Here is a 23,070-nt window from a genome sequence, read left to right on the forward strand (position 1 = left end):
GTTACTCGTCGCAGGCGCAGCGCCCGTTGACGGGCAGCTGCAGGAAGCACGTCTGGCACACGCCCGGGGACTCGACCTGGATCTCAAGCGCGGCCTTCGTCTTCGGCCTGGCGGCGACCTTGGCGGCCTTCTCCCGCTCCTTGACGGCGAACGCCGACAGGGGAAGACCCTCGGTGGCCATCTTCTCGGTCTCGGCGCAGCCGGGCGCGAAGGCGATGCGGTCGGGGTAGATCTTCAGCACCGTGCGGCCGGCGGCGTTCTTGCAGTTGATGAACCTGCCGCTGTTCGGCTGGGCGAGGGTCTTCACCTGGAGCCTCACGAGCTCCCGCTGGATGGTGACGCGGTCCTCGTCGTTCAGGTTCCTGCGCCATTCCTGGATCCCACCGGTCAGTCCCGCCACGCTCATGTGCTCCTTCAGCTGTCAGATTCGCGGAGCCAATTGAACCACCCGGGCATGGGAATCGCAGAGTCGGGCCTGTCGCACGCGACGACGGGCGGAGGATCTCAGCGGGTCAACAGGAACGCGCGCAGGTAGCTCAGCGTCAGGCCGTCGTCGAGCTTGTCGGTCAAGGCGGCGATCTGGTCGACGGCCGACGCGGCCCCGTCGCCCCCCGCGAGCGCGGAGTACAGCAGCACCCAGTCGGTGTACTGGCGGCCGTAGGCCTCCCCCTGCAGCGCCTCGGTGACGGCGGCCGGCACCTTGTCCGGGGCCGCGGCGAGGTAGCCGTGGCTCGGGCTGGCCGGCAGCACCTGGATCGCGAGGATGGCGGCGGGGTCGGGGGAGAACCAGGTGAGGTAGTCGCGCTTGCCGCCCCAGCCGATCCCGACGACGGTGTGGTCGAACCCCGCACGCGTCTCGGGCTGGAGCCAGTACGCCAGGGCACCGGCCGACTCGAGCGCGTGCATCCAGACCGCCTGCTGCTCGAGCCCCTCGTCGCCGCGGGCCCTAGCCCACAGCGCGAGCCCGGCCCAGGCGTTGACGCCCTCGGAGCTGGACTCCTGGTTGTTCCCGTCGGCGAAGGGAGCGGTTCCCGACGCCCAGGAGTGCGACGCGTACACGTCGAAGGGCCTCAGCTGGGGGAAGTCGCCCGTGTCCGTCGGGGAGGCGATGTCGGCAGCCACCAGGTCGAGGACGGGCGACAGCTTCGCCGTCAGGTCGGGGTTGTCGGCACACAGCACGCCGGCGGCGTACAGGAAGTAGCCGTAGTGGAAGTGGTGGTCGTTGAACTCGTCGGACCCGAAAGATGGTTCCAGGCCGACCATCCCTCTGTTGGCCTCGTCGTAGACGAAGCACTGCGTCGCTCGCTGGTCCGCGCCGGCCGGCTCGGTCCAGGTGGTGAGCGCATCGGTCAGGCGGCCGGTGAGGGTCGCGGCCGCATCGTCGGCCCCGACCGCCGTGGCGATCTGCAGCAGCATCGCCTCCCGGTAGAGGGCCTTGCCGCCGAAGTAGGTGTCGGTGGGGTAGGTCGGGGCCGCGGCGACGTCGGCCGCCACCTGCTCAGCCAGCGCTCTCCTGTCGTCGGACCCGATGCCGGACAGGTCGAGGGAAGGCTCGATCGGCCAACGCTTCGACGTCCATCGAAGTGTCTCGACGGAGAACAGACGGGCCTCGCCGAGGACGGTGTCGTAGGCGCCCAGCTGCTCGCCGGCGTCGACCAGGGAGTGGTGCGGCAGGGCGGTCACCAGCGTGGGGCCGCCGTCGAAGCGCAGCGCGGTGGTCACCTCATCGTCGGCGAGGTCCCACGTCACGCCGGTCGCGGTGACGGGAGCCACCTTCTCGGCGAGGTCCGCGACCGATCCACCGGGGTGTACCGCGAACCAGGTGACGGTGCTCCCCTCAGCGACCTGGACGGACGTGCCGTCGACCGCTTCGGCGCCGACGAGCCCGTAGATGGTGCTCTCGACCGTCACCTGCCACGCGTCGCCCGCCCGTTCGTAGGCGACGGGGGCGGCGACGCTCAGGTCGCGCCGGGCGGTGAGGCTGACGGCCGGTGACCCCTGGACGAGCCTCAGCTCGGCCAGGGTGTCGTCGCCGTCGCGGAGCTCGACGAGGACCGAGGCGACGTCGAAGCCGGTGACCATCGCGGAGACGCTCGCCCCGTCGATCACGCAGGCGAGCCCGCCGGCGCGGGCGCCGATGATGGAGGTGCCGTTGGCGCTGACCTGGGGCAGCCAGATCTCGAAGCCGGCGTCGGCGACCGCGAAGCCGATCGGCATCGGGAACACGGCCTGCGGCTCGTCGCCGAAGACAAGGCCGGAGAACCACCGGTTGGTCGGCGGGGTCAGGCCCCCGGCCAGCCGCCTGGCGTTCAGGTCCTTGATGCTGCGCTTCGGGACCGCGGCGAGCAGGCCCGTCACGGCGTCACCGCTCACGCTGCTGGGCACGGACACGGACTTGGGCGTCGGCGGGCCGGAGCCGCACGCGACCAGGCCCGCCGCCGCGCCCGAGCCGAGGATGCCGAGCGCCGCGCGCCGGCCGATCGGGGTGTCGAAGGCTCCCATGTCACAGGCCCACCTTCCGCACGAAGGACCTCAGGGCGTCGGTGGGGCCGGCGAAGACCCCCTCGTCGCGGAGCTGGATCACGGCGCTGACGGGGGCCCCGTCGGTCGCGACGAGGTTGAGGTCGCGGTCGTTGAGCTCGTCGCTGGTGACCCGCACCGTGACGACGGCCTTGCCCTCGACGGTCTCGACGACGGCCGAGTCGACCTCGCCCATCACGGTGGAGTCGTCCGGCAGCGACAGCTCCACGGTCGCGCCCCGGTCGATCAGGCCGTACTGCCCCGGGGTGAGCGTGTACTGCGCTTCGACGACGCGGCCGCTCTCGCCCGTGATGACCGCCAGCGGCTGGGTCGCGCCGAGGTAGCTCCCGGGCTCCGCGTCGATCTGCGTGACGGTTCCGTCTGTGGTCGCGAGGTAGGTCAGGGTCCCGGTCTCCTCGTCGACGCGAAGGGCGTCGGAGTCGGCGATCTTCACCTCGTTTGCCAGGTCCTGCTGCAGCGAGACGCTGCTGACCTCGAACAGCTTCTCGCCCTTCGTCACGTCGCTGCCGACGTCGACGAAGCTGCGGATGACCGTGCCGTCGTAGTTCGACGCGACCGTCACGCTGGGCGCGACGATCGTCGCCGACGTCGACGCGATGGTGTGCTGGCGCTGGTTGAAGATGACCACCAGCGCCGCGATGACCACGAGGGTCACGAGCAGGGTGGCTGCGAGTCTGAGTCGGTTGGTCCAGGTCATTTCACGGGCTCCTTCACGAGAGGCACGGTGACGTAGGTGTTCAGGGCGCGGCTGGGGGCGGCCTCGTCGAGCTCGACGGCGCGGGCGGCGAGCTCGTCGCGGACCCGCGTGTAAGGGGTGCTGCGCGGCTCGGGCGCGCCGAGGAACTCGCTGAGGGCGACGGACTTCGCGTCCATCGCCTCGGCCTCGGCGGTGCCCCTGCGGAGGCTGCGGGCCTCGTCGAACGCGACGAGGATGAACGCCCCCAGGATCACGGTGTTGATGCCGCACCAGACGGTGGCGATGGTGAGCTGGGAGTTGAGGAGGTCGCGCCAGACGCCGACGCAGGTGGTGGCGAGCAGGAACACGAAGGTGGTGACCTGCACGAAGATGAAGTTGAACGGCGACGCCGCGCCCTTCTTCGCGCCGGTCACGCTCCAGGCCTGGTCGCGGCCGATCACGACGTTGAAGAACGCCAACATGTAGATCGGGAAAGACGCGGCGGAGAGCATCAGCACCTCCCAGCGGAACGAGCCGAGCGTGAAGAACGCCAGCACGACCTGCAGCAGGTAGAAGCCCGAGTAGGCCAGGAACCACTGCCAGATGCCGATGTCCATCGACACCGGCCGGAGGTCGAAGAAGATCTCCAGCGCCGGGACGAAGAGCAGCAGGCCGGGCACGATGCCGGTGAGGTAGTGCGTGGCCGTGACGAAGTACATCAGCCGCTGGTCGAGAGAGAGGCGCCGCCTGGTGATCAGCGGGTTGCTGGTGAACAGGATCTCGAAGCCGCCGGTGGCCCAGCGGAGCTGCTGCTTCGAGTAGCCCTCGATGGTGTCGGGGGCGTCGCCGATCGCCAGCGTGACGGGCAGGAAGATCGACCGCCAGCCGCGGCCGTGCAGCGTGAGCGACGTCCAGACGTCCTCGGACTTGGAGTCGGTGTAGATGCCGCCGATGTCGTCGACGGCCGCGCGGCGGAACACCACGTTGGTGCCCACGCAGAAGGCGGCGTTGAAAGAGTTCCGGCCGGGCTGCACGAAGCGGTAGAACATCGTCTGCATGTAGCCGGCGCCGCGGGAGATGAAGTTGTGCAGGTTGCCGTACGTCTGCGGGGTCTGCACGAACGCGACCGTCGAGTCCTCGAAGAACGGCAGAGTCTCCTCCAGGAGGCCGGGCAGGGGGACGAAGTCGGCGTCAAGGATGACGAAGAACTCACCCTTGGCGATGGTCAGCGCGTTGTTGACGTTGCCCGCCTTCGCTCCGCTGGAGCTCATGCGTCGCACGTAGCGGCAGCCGAGTTCGGACGCCAGCGCCTGCACCTCGTCGGAGCGGCCGTCGTCGAGGATCCACGTCTTGTGTCGGCCGCGGACGGCCATGGCGGCCTCCGCGGTGCGGCGGATCACGTCGAGCGGCTCGCCGTAGACGGTGATCAGCACGTCGACGTCGATGATCCGGCCCCCCAGCCGCAGGGGCCAGGTGGTGGGGTCGTCGGGATTGGCGAGGACGCGCGGGTCGCTGGGGTCGTAGAGGGCGGTGCGGGTGGCGTAGTAGGTCCAGTCGCGGCGTTCCCGCCCCGCCAGGATCGTCCACATGCCCGCCAACGCGTGCATGACCAGGATGGTCTCGGAGACGATGACCAGCAGCCAGGGCAGCACGTCGCCGCGGTGTCCGGGGCTGAAGAGGAACCAGCCGTAGAACAGGATGCCGATCGTCGCGATCGTCGTGAGCAGGATCATGACGGGCGAGTAGGTCTCGCGGGTCGCGGCCCGTCTCGTCGCGTCGTCGAACGCGTCGACCGACGCGTAGTCGTGTACCAGGGAGGCCATCGGCCACCTCCGATCATCGGGCGGTGGACCTCGGCCACGTCGTTCGGCGGGCCAAAGCACCGCTGATTGACACCACCATGGTGCACGCGCAGGGCGCGCATGGCGAGGGGGCGTTCCACAGCGGTGGACACCCCCTTGACTTCTCCCGCTTCAGGGGTGACTCTGCCCCGACCCGGAGTAGTACGGTCGAAAGGGCCGGAGGTGGATCGTGGTTTCGGTCGGCCGGCCGACGGGAACCGCGATCGACCTCCGGGTAATTGACGTTGGCGTCGCGGAAATACCGTTGGCGTCCGCAGTCAGCCCGGCCTCGGCTGGGCTGCGGGTGCGGCGGACGCCGGCCGCACCGGCGGCGAGTCTTCCCGCGGCTAGCCGAAGTCGAGGAAGTCCAGGCCGGAGATGAAATCGCCGACGCCGTCGGCGAGGTCCCCGATCCCATCGATGGCGTCGCCGATGTCGAAACCGTCGAACGCGTCGCCGATGTCCAGCAGGTCGAGCCCGGCACCTGCCGCGTCGAACCAGGCGAGCTGGCTCATCGCGTCGAGGGCCATCAGCGCGGCGTCGCCCGCGCCGATCTCGTTTCCGTGCGCCTCCAGCACCTCGCCGAAGACCTTCGCCCAGTGCGCGGAGACGCCGAACACGATCGCGTAGGGGAGGTAACGGCTGAAGATGCCCGCCGCCTCCTCAAAGCTGAACTGCTTCGCCTCCGCGGTGGCGAGGTACTGCTTGAAGCCGAGCGCCTGGATACGCACTGCCGTGCCGAGCGCCGTGCGGGGCTCGCGGCGCCGGAACCTCACCCTCGCGAAGACCGCAGATCCGATCAGGAGCACCGCCGCAGCGAGCTTGACCCAGCTGAACCCGGTCAGCAGCATCGCCACACACCACAGCACCACCAGCACGATGCCGAGTATCGGCAGGCAGCCACCGCGACGCGGCCGCGGGTCCTTCGCGTACCAGCCCCGCCGCACCGTCTGGGCGTAGAGGTGGTCACGCAGCTGTCGCACCTCCTCCCGATGGTGCTTCGCCCACGACGACACGCTGACCGGCCCCCGGGTGGCCGTGCGGCCCTTGCCCAACAGCGAACGCAGCAGTTGCTTCTCGAACGGCTCCAGCGGGTCGCCGGGTGGTGGGCCGTCGGCGTAGCTGACCTCCCAGTCGCGGGCCTTCTTCCGCGGATCGTCGACGCGGCGGGAGTCCACGTCGACGGCGCGGATCACCACATGTCCGCGGCGGGCCAGGTCGACGATCGTGGCCGTGATGTCGCGCATCTCCGCCACGCCGTCGACCACCGTGCCGACCAACCCGGGGGTCAGGCCGCGGGGCGGGCTGAACGCGACTGCGACCGTTCCGGCGTACTCCGGCCCCGGCTGGACCCGGTCCTCTCGCACGGCCTGGCCGCCCACCGGCGTGAGCCCCGGCGTGACACCGACGTAGATGCGGTCGTGGAAGAACCTCCGGCTGAGAGCGCCGAGCATCAGGAGCAGTGCACTGACGACGACCGCGATGACGATGAATCCGAGATCCATGGAGTCCATCGCCCCATTGTGGCCTCAGCGGCTCACGCCCGCACCCCCATCAGGTTCGCGCCGTGCTCGATGGCCTCCCTGGTCATCCTGTTCGAGAGCGCGACGCACCACGATGAGTTCGGACGACTCGCCCTGAGCAGCCCCTGTCCGGAGCGGCACCTCAACGTCGAGAAGTTCACGACGACGTGCCTGGCGGCCTGTGGCCGCAGTGAAGCGGAACCTCCGGAGGCCGTCGGCTCCGGCACTATCCCCCAGCGGACGCAGCGGGCCGTCACCCGGGGGCACGCCCGCCGACCCGGATCGACGGTGTAGACGCCCGACGGGAGGCCACGGTTCGCCGTCGACCCCGGGCCGACGCTGCCGGACTCCGTCCGAACCAGCGAGAAGGCGCATGGCACGCCCCGTCGTCGCACCCAGAGGCTCACCTGGGCGAAGCTGCCGGGCGCCGAGCCGTCGATGGCGAGTACCGCACGGGTGGAGGGCCCCACGCGTCCCGCCGGGAAGGACACGCCACCGAGACTCATCCCGGGGCAACTTCCCCAACCGGCGGCCTCTGTCGTGTTCCGCTTCGTGACCCAGTAGATCCGGCCTCCGCTGATCACCTGCAGCAAGTCCCCGGAGATGACTCCGGTGTGGGCGACCAGGCCGCCTGCCTCGACGAGCCCGGCCTGGCCCCGGCCGTCGCTCGACTCCCGCAGCAGCACGGGCGATGTCGCCACGACGAGCCCGGTCCCCACCGGAGCGCTGCGTAGCAGCCGCCCGGCCACGAGAACACTGGCGACCAGCGGACTGACCAGCAGGACGAGGCTCAGCAGCACCGTCCCCACGAGCTCCTTGCGCATCCCTGTCTCCGCCCCGAAACAGACAGCCTCAATCTACCTCCGGCAGACGCCAACGAAATGACCCGACGCCAACGATATTCGCGTGAATATCGTTGGCGTCGCGGAAGTATCGTTGGCGCCTGGCCGCCAACCTGGCGCCGGGCGGTCAGCCGGGGGTCAGCTCTACGGTGTCAGCGTTCGGCCATCGGCAGATAGTCGCGACGCGCCGGACCGGTGTAGATCTGGCGCGGGCGTCCGATCTTGCGCTTCGGGTTGTCGTGCTCCTCGCGCCACTGGGCGATCCAGCCAGGCAGGCGGCCGAGCGCGAACAGGGCGGTGAAGTGCTGCGCCGGGAAGCCCATCGCCTCGTAGATCAGGCCGGTGTAGAAGTCGACGTTCGGGTACAGCTTGCGGCTGATGAAGTAGTCGTCGTTCAGCGCCGTCTCCTCCAGCTCAAGAGCCATCTCGAGGAGGTGGTTGTTCTTGCCGGACTGGCGAAGCAGCGTGTCGGCGTGCCCCTTGATGATCTTGGCGCGCGGGTCGTAGTTCTTGTATACGCGGTGCCCGAAGCCCATCAGCTTGACGCCGGACTCCTTGTCCTTGACCTTGGCCACGAACTCCTTGATGTCCATGCCGTAGGAGCTGATCTTGCGCAGCATCTCGAGCACTGCCTGGTTCGCGCCACCGTGCAGCGGGCCGGACAGCGCGTTGACGCCGGAGCTGACCGATGCGTAGATGTTCGCGTCGGCGGATCCGACGAGGCGGACCGTCGAGGTGGAGGCGTTCTGCTCGTGGTCGGCGTGGAGGATGAACAGCGTCTCGAACGCGCGGACAACCTCGGGCTTGATCTCGTAGTCCTCGGTCGGGTATCCGAAGGACAGGCGCAGATAGTTCTCGACATAGCCGAGCCCGGTCTGCGGGTAGAGGAACGGCTCGCCGACGCTCGACTTGTACGCGTAGGCGGCCAGCGTCGGCATCGAGCCCAGCAGGCGGAAGCTCGCCTCCTCGACATGTTCCGGATTGTGCGGATCGAGGTAGTCGCGGTTGAACGCGCCGAGCGCCATCACGCCGGCGGCGAGGACACCCATCGGGTGCGCGCCGCGCGGGAAGCACCGGAACAGCTCGCGCATCCGCTCGTCCAGCAGCATGCGACGGGTCAGCTTCGACGTGAAGCTCTCCAGCTCCTCGGCCGTCGGCAGCTCGCCGTAGATGAGGAGGTACGCGACCTCGATGAAGGTCGACTTCTCTGCCAGCTGCTCGATCGGGTAGCCACGGTAGCGGAGGATGCCCTCGTCGCCGTCGATGAAGGTGATCTCGGAGGTGCACGAGGCGGTGTTCACGAAACCGGGATCCAGCGTGGTCACGCCGGTCGTGGACAGGAGCTTGCCGATGTCCAGTCCGTCGTTTCCGTCCGTGGCCTTGACGACCGGCAGGTCGAGTTCGTGGTCCCCGTACTTCAGGACTCCGGAGTCGGTCATGCTGCGCCTTTCTATGGGGCCGGGCGGCTGTCGTTGGCACCCGACCATGGTTCTTGTCGGCTGATTGGCGACCCCTACCATACAGCCCTGCATCCGGACGCGCGGGGGTTTCATAACCCGTCCGGGAATCCCCTGGATGCCTCGTCACTCGGGGGCTACCATGCCCGCCGCCGTCGTTGACGCCGTCGCGCGGGGTGACCCGATACGGTTGGCGCGTGACCGACATTCACGCTCCCGAGGCGGGCCCCGGAGCTCTCAAGACCACCCCCGCTCCCCGACGCAAGGTCTTCGCCTGGTCGCTGTGGGACTGGGGGACGCAGCCGTTCAACACCGTCATCACGACGTTCGTGTTCGCGGTCTACCTCACCAGTTCCGCTTTCGGCGAGACCGACGAGGTGTCGATGAAGCTGGCGTGGGCCACCGGCATCTCGGGACTGCTCATCGCCGTGCTCGCCCCGGTCCTCGGACAGGGCTCGGACCGCAGCGGCCGCCGCATGTTCAACCTGCGCTGGCAGACGTGGCTGCTCGCCGCCATCTGCGCCGCCATGTGGTTCGTCGCCCCGGCCCCCGAGTACTTCCTGGTCGGCGCGGTGCTGCTGGGCGCGGGCAATGTCGTCTCCGAGATCGCCGCCGTCAACTACTACGCCTCGATCGACCAGGTCAGCACCCGCTACAACGTCGGCCGCGTCAGCGGGCTCGGCTGGGGCATGGGCTACCTGGGCGGCATCACGATCCTGCTCGTCATCATCGCGGTACTCGGCTCCGACTTCCCCGCCGCCGACGTCCGTGCCGCCATGCTGATCTGCGGCGCCTGGACGCTGGTGTTCACCATCCCGATCTTCGTCGCGCTGAAGGACCGCGCGCGGTCCGTTGTACCCGCGCCGTCGCTCGGCATCGTCGGTTCCTACCGCGAGCTCTTCGCCTCGATCCGCCGCCTGTGGCGCTCCGCCCCCAACACGGTGTTCTTCCTGCTCGCCTCCGCGCTGTTCCGCGACGGACTCGCGGGCGTGTTCGCCTTCGGCGGCGTCCTCGCGCAGGGCACGTTCGGCTTCGAGTTCAGCGAGGTCGTGATCTTCGGCGTGGCCGCCAACGTCGTCGCCGGCATCGCCACCATGCTGTTCGGCCTGGTCGACGACAAGCTCGGCCCCAAGCCCGTCATCCTCGTGTCGCTGACATGCCTGGTGATGTTCGGGTTGGGCATCTTCTGGTGGCACGACGGCGGCAAGCCCGTCTTCTGGATCCTCGGCCTGCTGATGTGCCTGTTCGTCGGCCCGGCGCAGTCGGCCAGCCGCAGCTTCCTCACCCGCCTGATCCCCGAGGGCATGAGCGGCGAGATCTTCGGCCTCTACGCAACGACCGGACGGGCTGTGAGCTTCCTCGCCCCCGCCCTGTTCGGCGTGGCCATCGCCGTCGGCGCCTCGGTGACAACTTCGAGCGAAGCCACGTCGCAGCACTGGGGCATCCTGGGCGTCGTCGTGGTCCTGTTCGCGGGCCTGATCGTCGCACTGTTCGTCAAGGAGCCCCCGAAGCACGACCGGACGGTCGGCTGAGCTGTCGGACGCCACCCTGACGCGCCGACGCTACTCGTCACTACGCATGCCACCGCCACGGCGGTGGCATGTGTCGACAGGGGTAGCGTCCGTCGACGAGGGTGGCGCGTCGACGGAACCGGGCCGTTGAGCCTGTCGAAACGCCCTGAGCCTGTCGAAGGGTCCCAGCCTCACCCCAGTCACCCGCCTCGCTCCGCTCGGCGCCCTTCGACGAGCTCAGGGAACCGGAGCGGGCTCAGGGAACCGGGTCGTTGAGCCTGTCGAGACGCCCTGAGCCTGTCGAAGGGTCCCAGCCTCACCCAGTCACGCACCTCGCTCCGCTCGGCGCCCTTCGACGAGCATGTGCTGAGCCCGTCGAAGTGCTCAGGGAACCGGAGCAGGCTCAGGGAACCGGAGCAGGCTCAGGGAACCCGAAGACACGCTCAGCAAGTGGCCTCGTCAGTGTGATGTGCTGGCCCCGTGAACGGGGGAACTCACGTCGATGTGATCGTTATCATTTCGCAACCAATCCAGCTTGACCAACCGGGCCGAACAAAACATACTACCTGTTGTAGGCGCTTCGACCTCTCCATCTCAGCTTCGAGACCCAGGGGTCCACGCACACAAAGGGGCAAAAGGGGTTCCGTATCACAAGCAATGTGAACGTTCACATCCTTCTCCCCGCACATCCGTTATGTTCTCAGGAGGAACAATGAAGTTCAGGAAGATCGTTGCGGCTGCGGCGGGCATTGCGCTCTCCCTGTCGCTCGCTGCCTGCTCCGGCGGCGGCGCCGGCACCAGCACGTCGACCACCAGCGCCACGGGAGGCGAGACCTCCGCGGCGGCAACCGAGGGCGGCCGCGTCGGCGTGGCGATGCCCACGCAGACCTCGGAGCGCTGGATCGCCGACGGCAACGCGGTGAAGCAGCAGCTGGAGGACGCGGGCTTCACCGTCGACCTGCAGTACGCCAACGACGACATCCCGACCCAGGGCCAGCAGATCGACCAGATGATCACGCAGGGCGCAAACGTCCTGATCGTCGCCGCCATCGACGGCACCGCGCTCGCCACCCAGCTGGAGACCGCCGCCTCGCAGGGCATCAAGGTCATCGCGTACGACCGTCTGATCCGTGACAGCAAGAACGTCGACTTCTACGTCTCGTTCGACAACTTCAAGGTGGGCGTTGCCCAGGGCAGCTCCCTGCTGAACGGCCTCGGCATCCTCGACGCCGACGGTAAGGACACCGGCGAGAAGGGCCCCTTCAACGTCGAGCTCTTCGCCGGCTCGCCCGATGACAACAACGCCACCTTCTTCTGGGAGGGCGCGATGAGCGTCCTGCAGCCCTACATCGACTCCGGGGTCCTGGTCGTTCCGTCGACGCAGACCGAGTTCGATCAGGCCGCCATCCTGCGCTGGCAGCAGGAGACCGCCCAGAAGCGCATGGAGGATCTGCTGACCGCCAACTACCAGGGCGGCACCAAGCTCGACGGGGTCCTCTCCCCGTACGACGGCCTCTCCCGTGGCATCATCACCGCCCTGCAGAACAACGGCTACTCCGGCACCATCAGCGACGGCTTCCCCGTCGTCACCGGCCAGGACGCGGAGATCGCCTCCGTCAAGCTCATCCAGGACGGCGTGCAGTTCTCGACCATCTTCAAGGACACCCGCACGCTCGCCGAGCAGGCCGTCACCGCCGCCAAGGACCTCCTCGCCGGCAATGACCCCGAGGCCAACAACACCACCGACTACGACAACGGCGTGAAGGTTGTTCCCTCCTACCTCCTGGACGTCGTCACCGTGACGGCCGACAACATCACCGAGGCCCTCGTCGACACCGGTTACTGGACCCAGGACCAGATCGACGCAGGCGTCGCCTGATCTGACCGATAGACACGGATGGCCCGGTCTCCGCTTGCCGGAGCCGGGCCATCCGCGCCAACGGCCCATCAGAGAAAGGCAGGAACCCATGGACGACACCAACCTCATCCTGGAGATGCGCGACATCACCAAGACCTTCCCGGGTGTCAAGGCGCTCTCCGACGTGACCCTCAAGGTCAAGCGGGGCGAGATCCACGCGATCTGCGGCGAGAACGGCGCGGGCAAGTCCACCCTCATGAAGGTGCTCTCCGGCGTCTACCCCGCGGGCACGTACGAGGGCGAGATCTACTTCGAAGGCGAGCTGTGCCAGTTCGGGTCGATCAACGACTCCGAGCACGCAGGCATCGTCATCATCCACCAGGAGCTTGCGCTCGTCCCGCTGCTGTCGATCGCCGAGAACATCTTCCTCGGCAACGAGCAGAAGACGAACGGCCGTATCGACTGGCACAAGACCAACGCGGAGGCGGCAAAGCTGCTCGCCCGCGTCGGCCTGGACGAGAACCCGGTCACGCCGATCAACCAGATCGGCGTCGGCAAGCAGCAGCTCGTGGAGATCGCCAAGGCCCTCTCCAAGCGCGTGAAGCTGCTCATCCTCGACGAGCCCACCGCGGCCCTCAACGACTCCGACTCCGCGCACCTGCTTGACCTGCTGCGCCACCTCAAGGAGCAGGGGATCACGTCGATCATGATCTCCCACAAGCTCAACGAGATCACCGCGATCGCCGACTCCACGACGGTCATCCGCGACGGCTCGACCATCGAGACCATCGAGCGCGGGCCCGACATGACGCAGGAACGCATCATCAAGGGCATGGTCGGTCGTGATCTCGAGCACCTCTACCCGGACCACGAGCCGAAGATCGGCGGAGAGATCCTGAGGGTCGAGAACTGGACGGTCATGCACCCGACGCAGGCGGGCCGCAAGGTCTCTGACGCCGCGAGCTTCAACGTCCACGCTGGCGAGATCGTCGGCATCGCCGGCCTGATGGGCGCCGGACGCACCGAGCTCGCCATGAGCGTCTTCGGGCAGTCCTACGGCCGGAAGGTCGACGGGAAGATGTTCCTGCACGGCAAGGAGGTCGACTTCACCAGCGTCGATCAGGCCATCAACGCAGGCGTCGCCTACGCGACGGAGGACCGCAAGCGCTACGGCCTGAACCTGATCGAGGACATCCGCCGCAACATCTCCGCCGCGTCGCTCCCGAAGATCACCAAGGGCGTCGCGGTCAACTCCAACGAAGAGATCCGCATCGCCGAGAGCTACCGCAAGTCCATGCGGATCAAGACGCCTTCCGTGATGAGCATCGTCGGACAGCTGTCCGGCGGCAACCAGCAGAAGGTCGTCCTCAGCAAGTGGATGATGACCGAGCCAGAGGTGCTGATCCTCGACGAGCCCACCCGCGGCATCGACGTCGGCGCCAAGTACGAGATCTACACGATCATCAACCAGCTGGCCGACGCCGGGAAGGCCGTCGTGGTCATCTCGTCGGAGCTGCCCGAGCTGCTCGGCATCTGTGACCGCATCTACACCCTCGCCTTCGGCCGGATCACCGGACAGCAGCCGAAGGGCGAAGCAACTCAGGAGAGCCTCATGAAGCTCATGACCAAAGAGAGGGAAGTCGCCTAAATGAACGCCATCAAGGACATCTTCTCCAAGAACCTCCGCCAGAGCGGCATCGTGTTCGCGTTCGTGGCCATCGTGGTCCTGTTCACGATCGTGACCGGGGGCACACTGCTCGCCCCCAACAACGTGTCGAACCTGGTGCTGCAGTACTCCTACATCCTGATCCTCGCGATCGGCATGCTGTTCGTGATCGTCGTCGGGCACATCGACCTGTCGGTCGGCTCGGTGATGGCCCTCGTGGGCGCCGTCTCCGCAACGCTCGTCATCAAGCAGAGCATGCCGTGGTGGGTGGGCGTCCTCGCCGGCCTCGCCGTCGGCATCGTGATCGGCATCTGGCACGGCTTCTGGGTCGCCTACGTCGGCATCCCGGGCTTCATCGTGACCCTGTCGGGCATGCTCCTGTTCCGCGGCATGACCTTCCTGGTCCTGAACAACGTCTCGCTGTCGCCCATGACGCCCGAGTACCAGATGATCGCCAGCGGCTTCCTGAACGGCCTGTTAGGCGGCAACGGGTTCGACCTGTTCACCATCCTGATCGGTGTCGTCGGCTGCGTCGGCTACGCCTGGACCCAGTGGAGCAGCCGCCGCGCCCGCATCCGCTACGACCAGGTCGTCGAGTCGATGCCGCTGTTCATCATCAAGATCGTCGTGGTCGCCGCCGTCGTCATGTTCTTCATGTGGAAGCTGTCGACGAGCCGTGGCTTCCCGATCGTGCTGATCATCCTCGCCGCGCTCGTCCTGATCTACTCGTTCGTGTCGAAGTCGACGATCTACGGCCGCCACGTCTTCGCGATCGGCGGCAACCTCAACGCCGCCATGCTCTCGGGCGTCAAGGTCAAGCGCCGCATCTTCCAGGTGTACGTGAACATGGGCCTGCTGACCGGCATCGCCGGCATCGTCTTCTCGTCGCGTACCAACGGCGCGCAGCCGGCCGCCGGTAACGGCGTCGAGCTCGACGCCATCGCCGCCTGCTTCATCGGTGGCGCGGCCGTCACCGGTGGTGTCGGCACCGTCATCGGCGCCATGGTCGGTGGCCTGGTGATGGCCGTCATGTCGAACGGCATGCAGCTGCTGGGCTTCCAGCAGTACATGCAGCAGATCGTCAAGGGCCTGGTGCTCCTGCTCGCGGTCGCGTTCGACGTGTGGAACAAGCGTCGCGCGGTCAGCGCCAAGGCCTGATCCCGCAACACAGGAGGGGCGCCCCGTGGCTTCGGCCACGGGGCGCCCCTTTTCGTGTCGTCAGGTCAGTGCGGCAGCGGGGTGAGGGAGCCGAGCTGCTCCTTCACCTGCGCGCGCAGCACCTTGCCGAGCATCGACTTGGGCAGCTCGCCCACCACGTAGAACTCGCGGGGCGTCTTGTAGCCGGTCAGTCGCTCCCTGCACCAGGCGCGGAGCTCGGCGTAGGTCACGTCGGATCCCTCCTCCGGGTGGATCGCCGCGATGACGCGCTCGCCGCCGACCTCCTCGTTGGGCATCCCGACGACCGCCGCGGCCCTGACCTTCGGGTGGGCGAGCAGCACCTGCTCCACCTCCGACGGCGAGACGTTGAAGCCGCCGGTGATGATGAGCTCCTTCACGCGGTCGACGATGGTGGTGAAGCCGTCCTCGTCGACCGTGACGACGTCGCCGGTGCGCAGCCAGCCGCCGGGCAGCAGCGTCCTGGTGGTCTCCTCGTCGTTCATCCAGTAGCCCTGGAACACCTGCGGGCCGTGGATCAGAAGCTCGCCGCGCTCCCCCTGCAGGACCTCGACGGTGGGGTCGTCGGGGTCGACGACCTTCATCCAGGTGCTCGGGAACGGTACGCCGATCGTGCCCGTGCGGCGCGTGTCGGCGAACGGGTTGCCGAGGCACACCGGGGAGGCTTCCGTCATGCCGTAGCCCTCGACGAGAAGTCCGCCGGAGACGGACTCCCACAGCTCTACGATGTCGTCCTGCAGCGCCATGGCGCCCGAGATGCAGTACTTGGCCGAGCGCAGCGAGATCCCGCGTTCCTTGGCCCGCTTGGCGGTGGCCTCGTAGATGGGCGGGACGGCGCAGTACACCGTCGGCGGGGTCTTCTTCGCCGTGTCGAGGACCATGTCGACGTCGAACGACGGGAACAGCACCAGGCGGGCCTGCTTGAGGACGCCGTAGGTCATGAACAGCGTCATGCCGAACGCGTGGAACATCGGCAGGATCGCGTAGAAGACCTCCTTGCGGTACTCGGCTCCGTGCATCCACGCCTCGCCCTGGCGCGCGTTGGCGAAGAGGTTCGAGTGCGTGAGCATCGCCCCCTTCGGCTGCCCCGTCGTGCCGGAGGTGTACTGGATGACGGCCAGGTCGTCCACGGAGGGGCGGGGGTGGTCGGCCGCGATGCGCGGCGCGCTGAGCAGCTTCTCCCAGGACATGGTGCCGGGGGCAGGCTGCGTGAGCTTCGCGCGGGTCGCCCTGAGCTTCTTCAGGGGCAGCTGCAACGCCAGGCGCTTCACCGTCGGGAACGCCTTGAGGAGGTTGACCGCGACGATGTGGTCGAGCTGCACGTCGGCAGGTTGCTCGCGTAGCTTCGAGACCGCCGCGTCCCAGGCGATGACGACGCGGGCGCCGTGGTCCTCGAAGAGGTGGCGCAGCTCGCGGGCGGTGTAGAGCGGGTTGTGCTCGACGACGATCGCGCCGAGTCGCTGCACCGCATAGAACGCGACGACATGCTGGGGGCAGTTCGGCAGGATCAGCGCGACGCGGTCTCCGGTCTTGACGCCGAGGCGTCGGAGCCCCTCGGCGGCGCGCTCGATCTGGTCGCCCAACTCGGCGTACGTGGTCGTCCTGCCGAAGAAATCCAGCGCGATCGAGTCTGCCGCCTCCCGCACGGAGCGCTCGTAGAGGCTCACGAGCGAGTCGGTTGGCAACTCGATCTGTGCGGGTACCCCGGGCTGGTAGTGACGCACCCAGGGTTGGGGCATGTCGTCGTCAATGGTCATGGACCCATCCTGTCAGGACCAGTGACGTGACGGAGTCCATTCAGGTGGACTGCCGCGTCACCATCCGGCGATGAGCACGACACACTTGTCGTCGCGAATGTGACCGAACACATCGACCAATTCCGACGATGAGCAGTGTGTCGTGCTCATCGCGACTCAGTGGGCCGGAGTCGCGGCCGCGTCGCCGAGGAGCGCCGACGGCATCAGGCCGGGCAGCACATCCTCGAAGGTGAGCACGCCCAGCTCGACGTCGCCGTCGGTCACGATCGCCAGCTGCGTGCGCTCCGCGCGGATGGTGGCGAGCGCCGATGCGAGCCCCGTGTCGGCAGGCAGCTTGACCGGTTCACGCATCAGCTCGGTGGCGGGGCGGGACAGGTCGGGCTCCAGGAGGGTGTCGCGCACATGCACCACCCCGACGGTGGTCTCACCGTCGCGGACGAGCACCCGCAGGTGACGGGTGGCCCGGGTGGTGGCCTGCACGTCGGCCAGCGTCGCATCGACGGGCACGGCGGCCAGCACCTGCGACGCGGGCAGCATCTCCCGCACCGTCGTCTCCCTGAGCGCCAGCACCGAGGCGAGCGACCCCTGATAGGCGCCGTCGAGGGCCCCGACGTTCGCGGAGTGCTCGACAAGGTGCCTGAGCCCGGCCGCGTCCTGGCCCTGCGTGAGCTCATCGGTCGGCTCCGCGCCGGCCCGACGCACCATCCAGTTCGCCGCGACGTTCATCGCCTTCAGGACGGGGCGCGTCAGCCACATGTAGCCGCGCAGCGGGAGAGCGAGCAACACCGACGACCGCTCCGGGTGCGCGATGGCCCACGACTTCGGGGCCATCTCGCCGACGACGAGGTGCAGGAACGTGACAATGACCAACGCGAGCACGAACGCGACCACGTCGGCGACCACCGTCGACATGCCGCGCTCCAGGAACGGCATCAGCGCGTGGTGCACCGCGGGCTTCGTGATGGCGCCCAACGCCAGCGTGCAGACGGTGATGCCGAGCTGTGCGCCTGCGAGCACCAGCGTCAACTCGTGCGAGTTCTTGAGCGCGGCCCGACCCGCCGCGGTCGTCGCGCGCTCCTCCAATCGGTGCGGCTTCGCGGCCATCATGGCGAACTCGGCCGCGACGAAGCAGGCGCTGAGGAAGATGATCAGGACCGTGATCCAGGCGACGGTCCAGCCGTTCGTCTCCAGGGCGATCATCGGGAGACCTCCTCGCCCTGGACGATGCGGACCCGCGACGGCACGTGGCGGGTCACCTCCAGCACCTCGAAGGTCACGACGCGCTCGGGGGCGTCGGGGTCGAGGGCGAGCTGCGCGGGCGTCGGCGCGAGGTGCAGCTCGACGCGCTGCCCGGCGTCGGGCAGGTCGCCGACCTGATGGATGATCAGGCCCGAGATGGTCTCGTAGTCGCCCTCGGGCAGCTTGAAGCCGATGCGGCGCTCGGCCTCGTCGACCGGGGTGTCGCCGGCGAGCTCCCACTCGTCGTCGAACGGCGTCGGGTCGATGTCGTGCTCGTCGACGAGCTCCCCGACGATCTCCTCCACGAGGTCCTCCAGCGTGACGATGCCGACGAAGCTGCCGAACTCGTCGATGACGCACGCGAGGTCGAGGCCGGCGTCGCGCAGGGCGACCTGCGCGTCGGGCAGTGGCATGACGGCCGGCACCAGCAGCGCGGTTCGGGTTACGGTCGTGATGCGGGCGGTGCTGTCGGCGGGCCGGTCGAGCACGTCGACCAGTTCGACGACGCCGACGACCTGGTCGCGGTCGTCGAGGACGGGGTAGCGGGTGTGGCCGGTGGCCATCGCGGCCCGGACGTCGGCGACGGTGTCGGAGGCCCGCATGAAGCCGACCTTCACCCGCGGGACCATGGCGTGCTCCACGTCGCGGCGGGGGAAGTCGATGATGCGGTCGACGACGGTGCCGATGTCGTCGGGCAGGGTGCCGCTGGCGCGCGAGTCGGCGACGACGCGCTCGAGGTCCGTGGCCGAGACCGCCGACTCGACGTCGTGCACCGGCTCGATGCGCAGCGCACGGAGCAGCAGCTCCGCGGCCTTGTCGAACACCCAGATCAGGGGCCCGAAGACGGCGAGGTAGACGCGCGTCGACGGTGTGAGCGCGTCCGCGACGGGACCGGACCGGGCGATGGCGTAGTTCTTGGGGAACAGCTCGCCGATCAGCATCTGCACGAACGTGGAGAACGCGATGGCGACGAAACCGCCGATGGCGACGGACGCTGCGGTGAGCGCACCGCCCGAGATCAGGTGGCCGATGGCCTGGCCGATCAGCGGCTCCGCGACATAGCCGACCAGCAGCCCGGTGACAGTGATCCCCAACTGGGCTCCGGAGAGCATGAACGAGGTGCGGCGGGTGATGTCGAGGGTGGCGGCCGCCCGCTGGTCGCCGGACGCGGCGCGGCTCCCGAGCCGGGACCTGTCGACGGCGACGTAGGCGAACTCCTGGGCGACGAAATAGGCTGTGGCGGCGGTGATCAGCAGGACGACCGCGATCCCGACGAGCAGCGAGACGACAGGGCTCACGAGGCGGCCCTCATCTCAGAGCTGCGTTTATGGCCCTCCGAGTCAGTGGTACTAGGCATGCCGGAAAGTATGTCAGGCCGACGCACGAGGTCCCAAGCGGAACGCCCGTCGGACCATCCGCTGACGGCGAATCCGATCGTCGGTAGGCTTCAGGCGACCCCCAGGAAAGGGAAACCGGCCGTGAAGAGCATCGTCGTATTCTCCGGATCCGCCCATCCACAGCTAGCCGACGACATCTGCGACCACCTGGGCATCGACCGATCTCCCGCGAAGATCTCCCGCTTCAGCAACGACTGCCTCCAGGCCCAACTGCTGACCAACTGCCGCCAGCGCGACGTCTACATCGTCCAGCCGCTGGTGCCCCCGACGCAGGAGCACCTGATGGAGCTCCTGCTGATGATCGACGCGGCCCGCGGCGCGTCGGCCGGCCAGATCACCGCCGTCATGCCGCACTACGCGTACGCACGTTCCGACAAGAAGGACGCGGCCCGGATCTCGCTGGGCGGCCGTCTCGTGGCGGACCTGCTGAGCACCGCCGGCGTCGACCGGGTGCTCACGATGGCGCTGCACGCCCCGCAGGTGCACGGCTTCTTCTCCGTGCCCGTCGACCACCTGACCGCCCTGGGGGTGCTGGCCGAGCACTTCCGGCAGCGGGACCTGCGCAACACCGTCATCGTCTCCCCCGACCTCGGCAACGCCAAGCAGGCGACCCTGCTCGCACGGAAGCTCGGCCTGCCGGTGGCGGCCGGCTCGAAGCAGCGACTCGCCGATGACCGCGTGGTCATCGAGTCGATCGTCGGCGACGTCGCCGGCAAGCGCGCCATCGTGCTCGACGACGAGATCGCCACCGGCGGGTCGATCGTCGAGATCGTGAACCGCCTGGGCGACTTCGGCTGCGAGGAGATCTCGGTCGCCTGCACGCACGGGCTGTTCGCCGGCAACGCCGTCGAGAAGCTCACGTCGCACGCACGGATCTCGGAGGTCGTGACCACCGACACCGTTCCGACGCCCCAGGACTTCCCCGGCCTGACGACGCTGAGCGTCGCGCGGCTGTTCGCCCAGGCGATCGGACGGATCCACCGCGGCCGGTCGGTCAGCCGGCTGTTCAACGACGTCGACCCCTCCTATGCGCGCCCGGAGGCGGAGGGACTCTTCTGAGTCAGGAGCGGGATCGTCGGATCCGATCCGCCACCTCGCGCCACGTCGGCACGATCACGCCGTCGTCGGCCATGCGCCGGCGCAGCGCGTTCCGGGTGGTCAGGATGCCCGCGACGCCGACGATGAAGAACGGAGCCTGGAGTGTCCAGGCGAGCCGGAGCTCGTCGGCCGTGTAGCTGCCTCGTCCTCCGGAGATGAGATCGAGGAACACGCCCATCAGCAGGATCAGGACGGTGCTTCCGGTGAACGAGCCCGCGATGACAACGCCGTTCGCGGCTCCGAGCCGCGTGTGCGGCAGGGAGGTGCGGGGGAAGTCGAACCCGATGCCCGTGCCCGGGCCGCCGACGGCGATGACGAGGACCAGGAGGACCAGCAGCGCCAGCGGCGCCCGGCCGGGCCACAGCAGCACCGCTGTCCAGGTGACGACGAGGGCGCCGACGACCAGGAGGGCGAGAGTGCTGCGACGCAGCGGGTGGCGCGCCGTCAGCGTCCCGATGATGGGGCCCGCGACCATGCCGGCGACCGACAGCAGCGTGAACAGCACGCCGGCGACGGGCTGCGTCAGGCCCTGCGAGATCACCAGATACGGCATCCCCCACATGAACACGAAGGTGTTGTAGGTGAAGCCACAGGTGAAGTGGATCCAGAACCCGAGCTGCGTCGCCGGGTGCTTCAGGACGCCCGCCACCTGGCGGGGCATCTCACGCCAGGAGTCAGCGACGGTGCTCGCCTCCTGCCCCGGCGGCGCGTCGCGGATGCCCAGCAGCGCCATGGAGGCGGCGATGGCACTGCTGATCGTCGCGACGAGGAGGCCCTGAGTCCAGCCGAGGTGCTGGATGAGCGGCAGGACCAGGCCGACGGCGGCGATCTGGCCGACCGCCCCGGCCATGCCCGTCACCTGGGACAGGACGGGTACCGCGCGGGGCGTGAACCAGCGCGGCAGCAACCGGAGGACGGAGTTGAAGATGCAGGCGTCGCCGATGCCGAGCAGGATGCGGGCGAGGTAGGCGAGCGGGAGGTCGTCGACGACGGCGAGGAGCACCTGGGCGACCCCCGTGATCAGCGACCCTGTGGTGATGATCGCGCGGGAACCGAACCGGTCGAGCATGGCGCCGACGGGCACCTGCGCCACGGCGTAGACGGCGAGCTGCAGGACGACGAACGTCGACACGACGCCCGCCGTGGTGCCGAAGTGGGCGGCGGCCTCGAGTCCGGCGACGCCGAGCGCCCCGCGGTGCATCACCGCCACGGCGTACGCGAAGACGCCGATCCCCCACACCACCCATGCCATCCGGCTGTGCGCGAAGCTGTTCAACGTGCGACCTCCGCGGTCACCCTACGCCACCGCTGTCCCCCGCGCCCACCGTCGCGCTGTCGTCCGGTCGCTCCGTTGCCGACGGGGTGGGGTCAGTCTCCGATGGTGGCGACGTCGATCACGTAGCGGTAGCGCACCTTCGACGCCACGACGTTGTCGTAGGCCTCATCGATCCGGTCCGCCCCGATGACCTCGATCATCGGCGCGAGGCTGTGCTGCGCGCAGAAGTCGAGCATCTGCTGGGTCTCGGCGATGCCGCCGATGTTCGACCCGGCGAGGATGCGCGCCTGACCGGTCAGCGTGCCGATCGAGAACGTCGTCGGGTTCTCGGGGAGCCCGACGTTGATCAGCACGCCGTGGGCCTTGAGCAGGCCGAGGATCTTGTCGAGGTCGATGCCGTCGGAGATGGTCGACAAGATAATGTCGAAACTGCCGCGTAGCTGTTTCATGCGGTCGGCGTCCTGCGTAGAGACGTGGTCCGTCGCGCCGAGGCGCAGGCTGTCGTCACGCTTGGCCAGCGTGCGGCTGAGCACGATGGTCTCGGCGCCCAGCGCGGCGGCGAACTGCACGCCCATGTGGCCGAGCCCGCCCAGGCCGACGATGCCGACGCGCTTACCCGGGCCCGCGCCCCAGCGCTTCAGCGGGTTGTAGGTGGTGATCCCGGCGCACATCAGCGGGGCGGCGTGCTCCAGCGCCATGGTCTCGGGGACCCGCATCAGGTAGTCCTGATCCACGGTGATGCCCTTCGAGTAGCCGCCGGCGGTCGGGACGCCGTCCCAGTCGCGGCCGCCGTAGGTCCAGACGGTTCCCGGCCGGGAGGTGCAGAACTGCTCCTCGCCACGCTGGCAGGGATCACACTCGCCGCACGAGTAGACGAAGCAGCCGACGCCGACGCGGTCGCCGGGCTGGAACTTCGTGACCTCCGAGCCCACCTTCATGACCACACCGGCGATCTCGTGGCCGGGGACCAGCGGGTAGTCAGTGTGCCCCCACTCGCCGCGGGCGGTGTGGATGTCGGAGTGGCAGATCCCGGCGTAGCGGATCTCGAAGAACACGTCGGTGGGGCCGGGCTCGCGACGGGTGATGGTGGTCGGGTGAAAACGACCGTCGGGCGAGTCGACGGCGTAGGCGGCAACCTCAGGCATGGAGTTCCTCCAGTGGAAGTCTCGGGTCTCCCAAGACTAGGCCATCGGGCCGCCTCGCCGCCGCAAC

At 68.4% G+C, this 23,070-nt stretch carries 17 protein-coding genes; 5 read left to right on the top strand and 12 right to left on the bottom strand.

What is annotated here, in order from left to right; all coding sequences use genetic code 11:
• Position 1: 1 nt before the first annotated feature.
• The 7 genes from KDB89_RS13325 to KDB89_RS13355 form a co-directional block, all read right to left on the bottom strand.
• Entirely contained in the window at positions 2-406 is a 405-nt protein-coding gene (locus KDB89_RS13325) for a hypothetical protein (RefSeq protein ID WP_219081816.1), read from the bottom strand.
• 98 nt (positions 407-504) lie between these two features.
• A complete protein-coding gene (locus tag KDB89_RS13330) occupies positions 505-2,502 on the bottom strand; it encodes a glycosyl hydrolase (protein ID WP_219081818.1) in 1,998 nt (665 codons plus the stop codon).
• A 1-nt stretch (position 2,503) separates the two neighbouring features.
• Complete coding sequence (locus tag KDB89_RS13335) at positions 2,504-3,238, bottom strand: efflux RND transporter periplasmic adaptor subunit (RefSeq protein ID WP_219081820.1); 735 nt, start codon at positions 3,236-3,238, stop codon at positions 2,504-2,506.
• Positions 3,235-5,040 carry a glycosyltransferase family 2 protein gene (locus tag KDB89_RS13340; RefSeq protein ID WP_219081822.1) on the bottom strand — a complete coding sequence of 602 codons (1,806 nt, stop codon included), beginning with the start codon at positions 5,038-5,040 and terminating at the stop codon, positions 3,235-3,237. The genes KDB89_RS13335 and KDB89_RS13340 overlap by 4 nt, the downstream gene beginning before the upstream one ends.
• 365 nt (positions 5,041-5,405) lie before the next feature.
• The gene (locus KDB89_RS13345) at positions 5,406-6,572 is read right to left on the bottom strand and encodes a DUF2207 domain-containing protein (protein ID WP_219081824.1); all 1,167 of its coding nucleotides are present in this window, start codon (positions 6,570-6,572) and stop codon (positions 5,406-5,408) included.
• Positions 6,573-6,595: 23 nt separating this feature from the next.
• Complete coding sequence (locus KDB89_RS13350) at positions 6,596-7,405, bottom strand: hypothetical protein (RefSeq protein WP_219081826.1); 810 nt, start codon at positions 7,403-7,405, stop codon at positions 6,596-6,598.
• Positions 7,406-7,575: 170 nt separating this feature from the next.
• Complete coding sequence (locus tag KDB89_RS13355) at positions 7,576-8,862, bottom strand: citrate synthase (RefSeq protein ID WP_219081827.1); 1,287 nt, start codon at positions 8,860-8,862, stop codon at positions 7,576-7,578.
• Between the two features lie 215 nt (positions 8,863-9,077).
• On the opposite strand from KDB89_RS13355, the gene KDB89_RS13360 reads away from it, so the two are divergent.
• The 4 genes from KDB89_RS13360 to mmsB all read left to right on the top strand — a co-directional run bounded on the left by KDB89_RS13360 (position 9,078) and on the right by mmsB (position 15,073).
• The gene (locus tag KDB89_RS13360; protein ID WP_369408086.1) at positions 9,078-10,412 is read left to right on the top strand and encodes an MFS transporter; all 1,335 of its coding nucleotides are present in this window, start codon (positions 9,078-9,080) and stop codon (positions 10,410-10,412) included.
• Positions 10,413-11,103: 691 nt separating this feature from the next.
• The gene (gene chvE, locus KDB89_RS13365; RefSeq protein ID WP_219081829.1) at positions 11,104-12,270 is read left to right on the top strand and encodes a multiple monosaccharide ABC transporter substrate-binding protein; all 1,167 of its coding nucleotides are present in this window, start codon (positions 11,104-11,106) and stop codon (positions 12,268-12,270) included.
• An 88-nt stretch (positions 12,271-12,358) separates the two neighbouring features.
• Complete coding sequence (gene mmsA / locus KDB89_RS13370; RefSeq protein WP_219081831.1) at positions 12,359-13,897, top strand: multiple monosaccharide ABC transporter ATP-binding protein; 1,539 nt, start codon at positions 12,359-12,361, stop codon at positions 13,895-13,897.
• Positions 13,898-15,073, top strand: a complete 1,176-nt coding sequence (mmsB, locus tag KDB89_RS13375; RefSeq protein ID WP_219081833.1) for a multiple monosaccharide ABC transporter permease — start codon at positions 13,898-13,900, stop codon at positions 15,071-15,073.
• Positions 15,074-15,138: 65 nt separating this feature from the next.
• Here the strand turns inward: mmsB and KDB89_RS13380 are convergent, their stop codons facing one another.
• From KDB89_RS13380 to KDB89_RS13390, 3 genes are all read right to left on the bottom strand, one after another.
• Entirely contained in the window at positions 15,139-16,848 is a 1,710-nt protein-coding gene (locus KDB89_RS13380) for a long-chain-fatty-acid--CoA ligase (RefSeq protein ID WP_219081836.1), read from the bottom strand.
• A 156-nt stretch (positions 16,849-17,004) separates the two neighbouring features.
• Positions 17,005-18,048 (bottom strand): CNNM domain-containing protein, encoded by a 1,044-nt coding sequence (locus tag KDB89_RS13385; RefSeq protein ID WP_219081838.1) that lies wholly within the window; start codon positions 18,046-18,048, stop codon positions 17,005-17,007.
• Positions 18,045-19,385 (bottom strand): hemolysin family protein, encoded by a 1,341-nt coding sequence (locus tag KDB89_RS13390; protein WP_219081840.1) that lies wholly within the window; start codon positions 19,383-19,385, stop codon positions 18,045-18,047. The genes KDB89_RS13385 and KDB89_RS13390 overlap by 4 nt, the downstream gene beginning before the upstream one ends.
• A gap of 180 nt (positions 19,386-19,565) precedes the next feature.
• On the opposite strand from KDB89_RS13390, the gene KDB89_RS13395 reads away from it, so the two are divergent.
• Positions 19,566-20,543 (top strand): ribose-phosphate diphosphokinase, encoded by a 978-nt coding sequence (locus tag KDB89_RS13395; RefSeq protein WP_219081842.1) that lies wholly within the window; start codon positions 19,566-19,568, stop codon positions 20,541-20,543.
• Position 20,544: 1 nt separating this feature from the next.
• On the opposite strand, the gene KDB89_RS13400 is transcribed toward KDB89_RS13395, so the two are convergent.
• On the bottom strand, positions 20,545-21,858 hold the full coding sequence (locus KDB89_RS13400; RefSeq protein ID WP_219081844.1) for an MFS transporter: 1,314 nt from the start codon (positions 21,856-21,858) through the stop codon (positions 20,545-20,547).
• Positions 21,859-21,950: 92 nt separating this feature from the next.
• The gene (locus tag KDB89_RS13405) at positions 21,951-23,003 is read right to left on the bottom strand and encodes an NAD(P)-dependent alcohol dehydrogenase (RefSeq protein WP_219081846.1); all 1,053 of its coding nucleotides are present in this window, start codon (positions 23,001-23,003) and stop codon (positions 21,951-21,953) included.
• Positions 23,004-23,070: the final 67 nt, after the last annotated feature.

The organism is Tessaracoccus palaemonis (assembly GCF_019316905.1).
Classification (GTDB): Bacteria; Actinomycetota; Actinomycetes; order Propionibacteriales; family Propionibacteriaceae; genus Arachnia; species Arachnia palaemonis.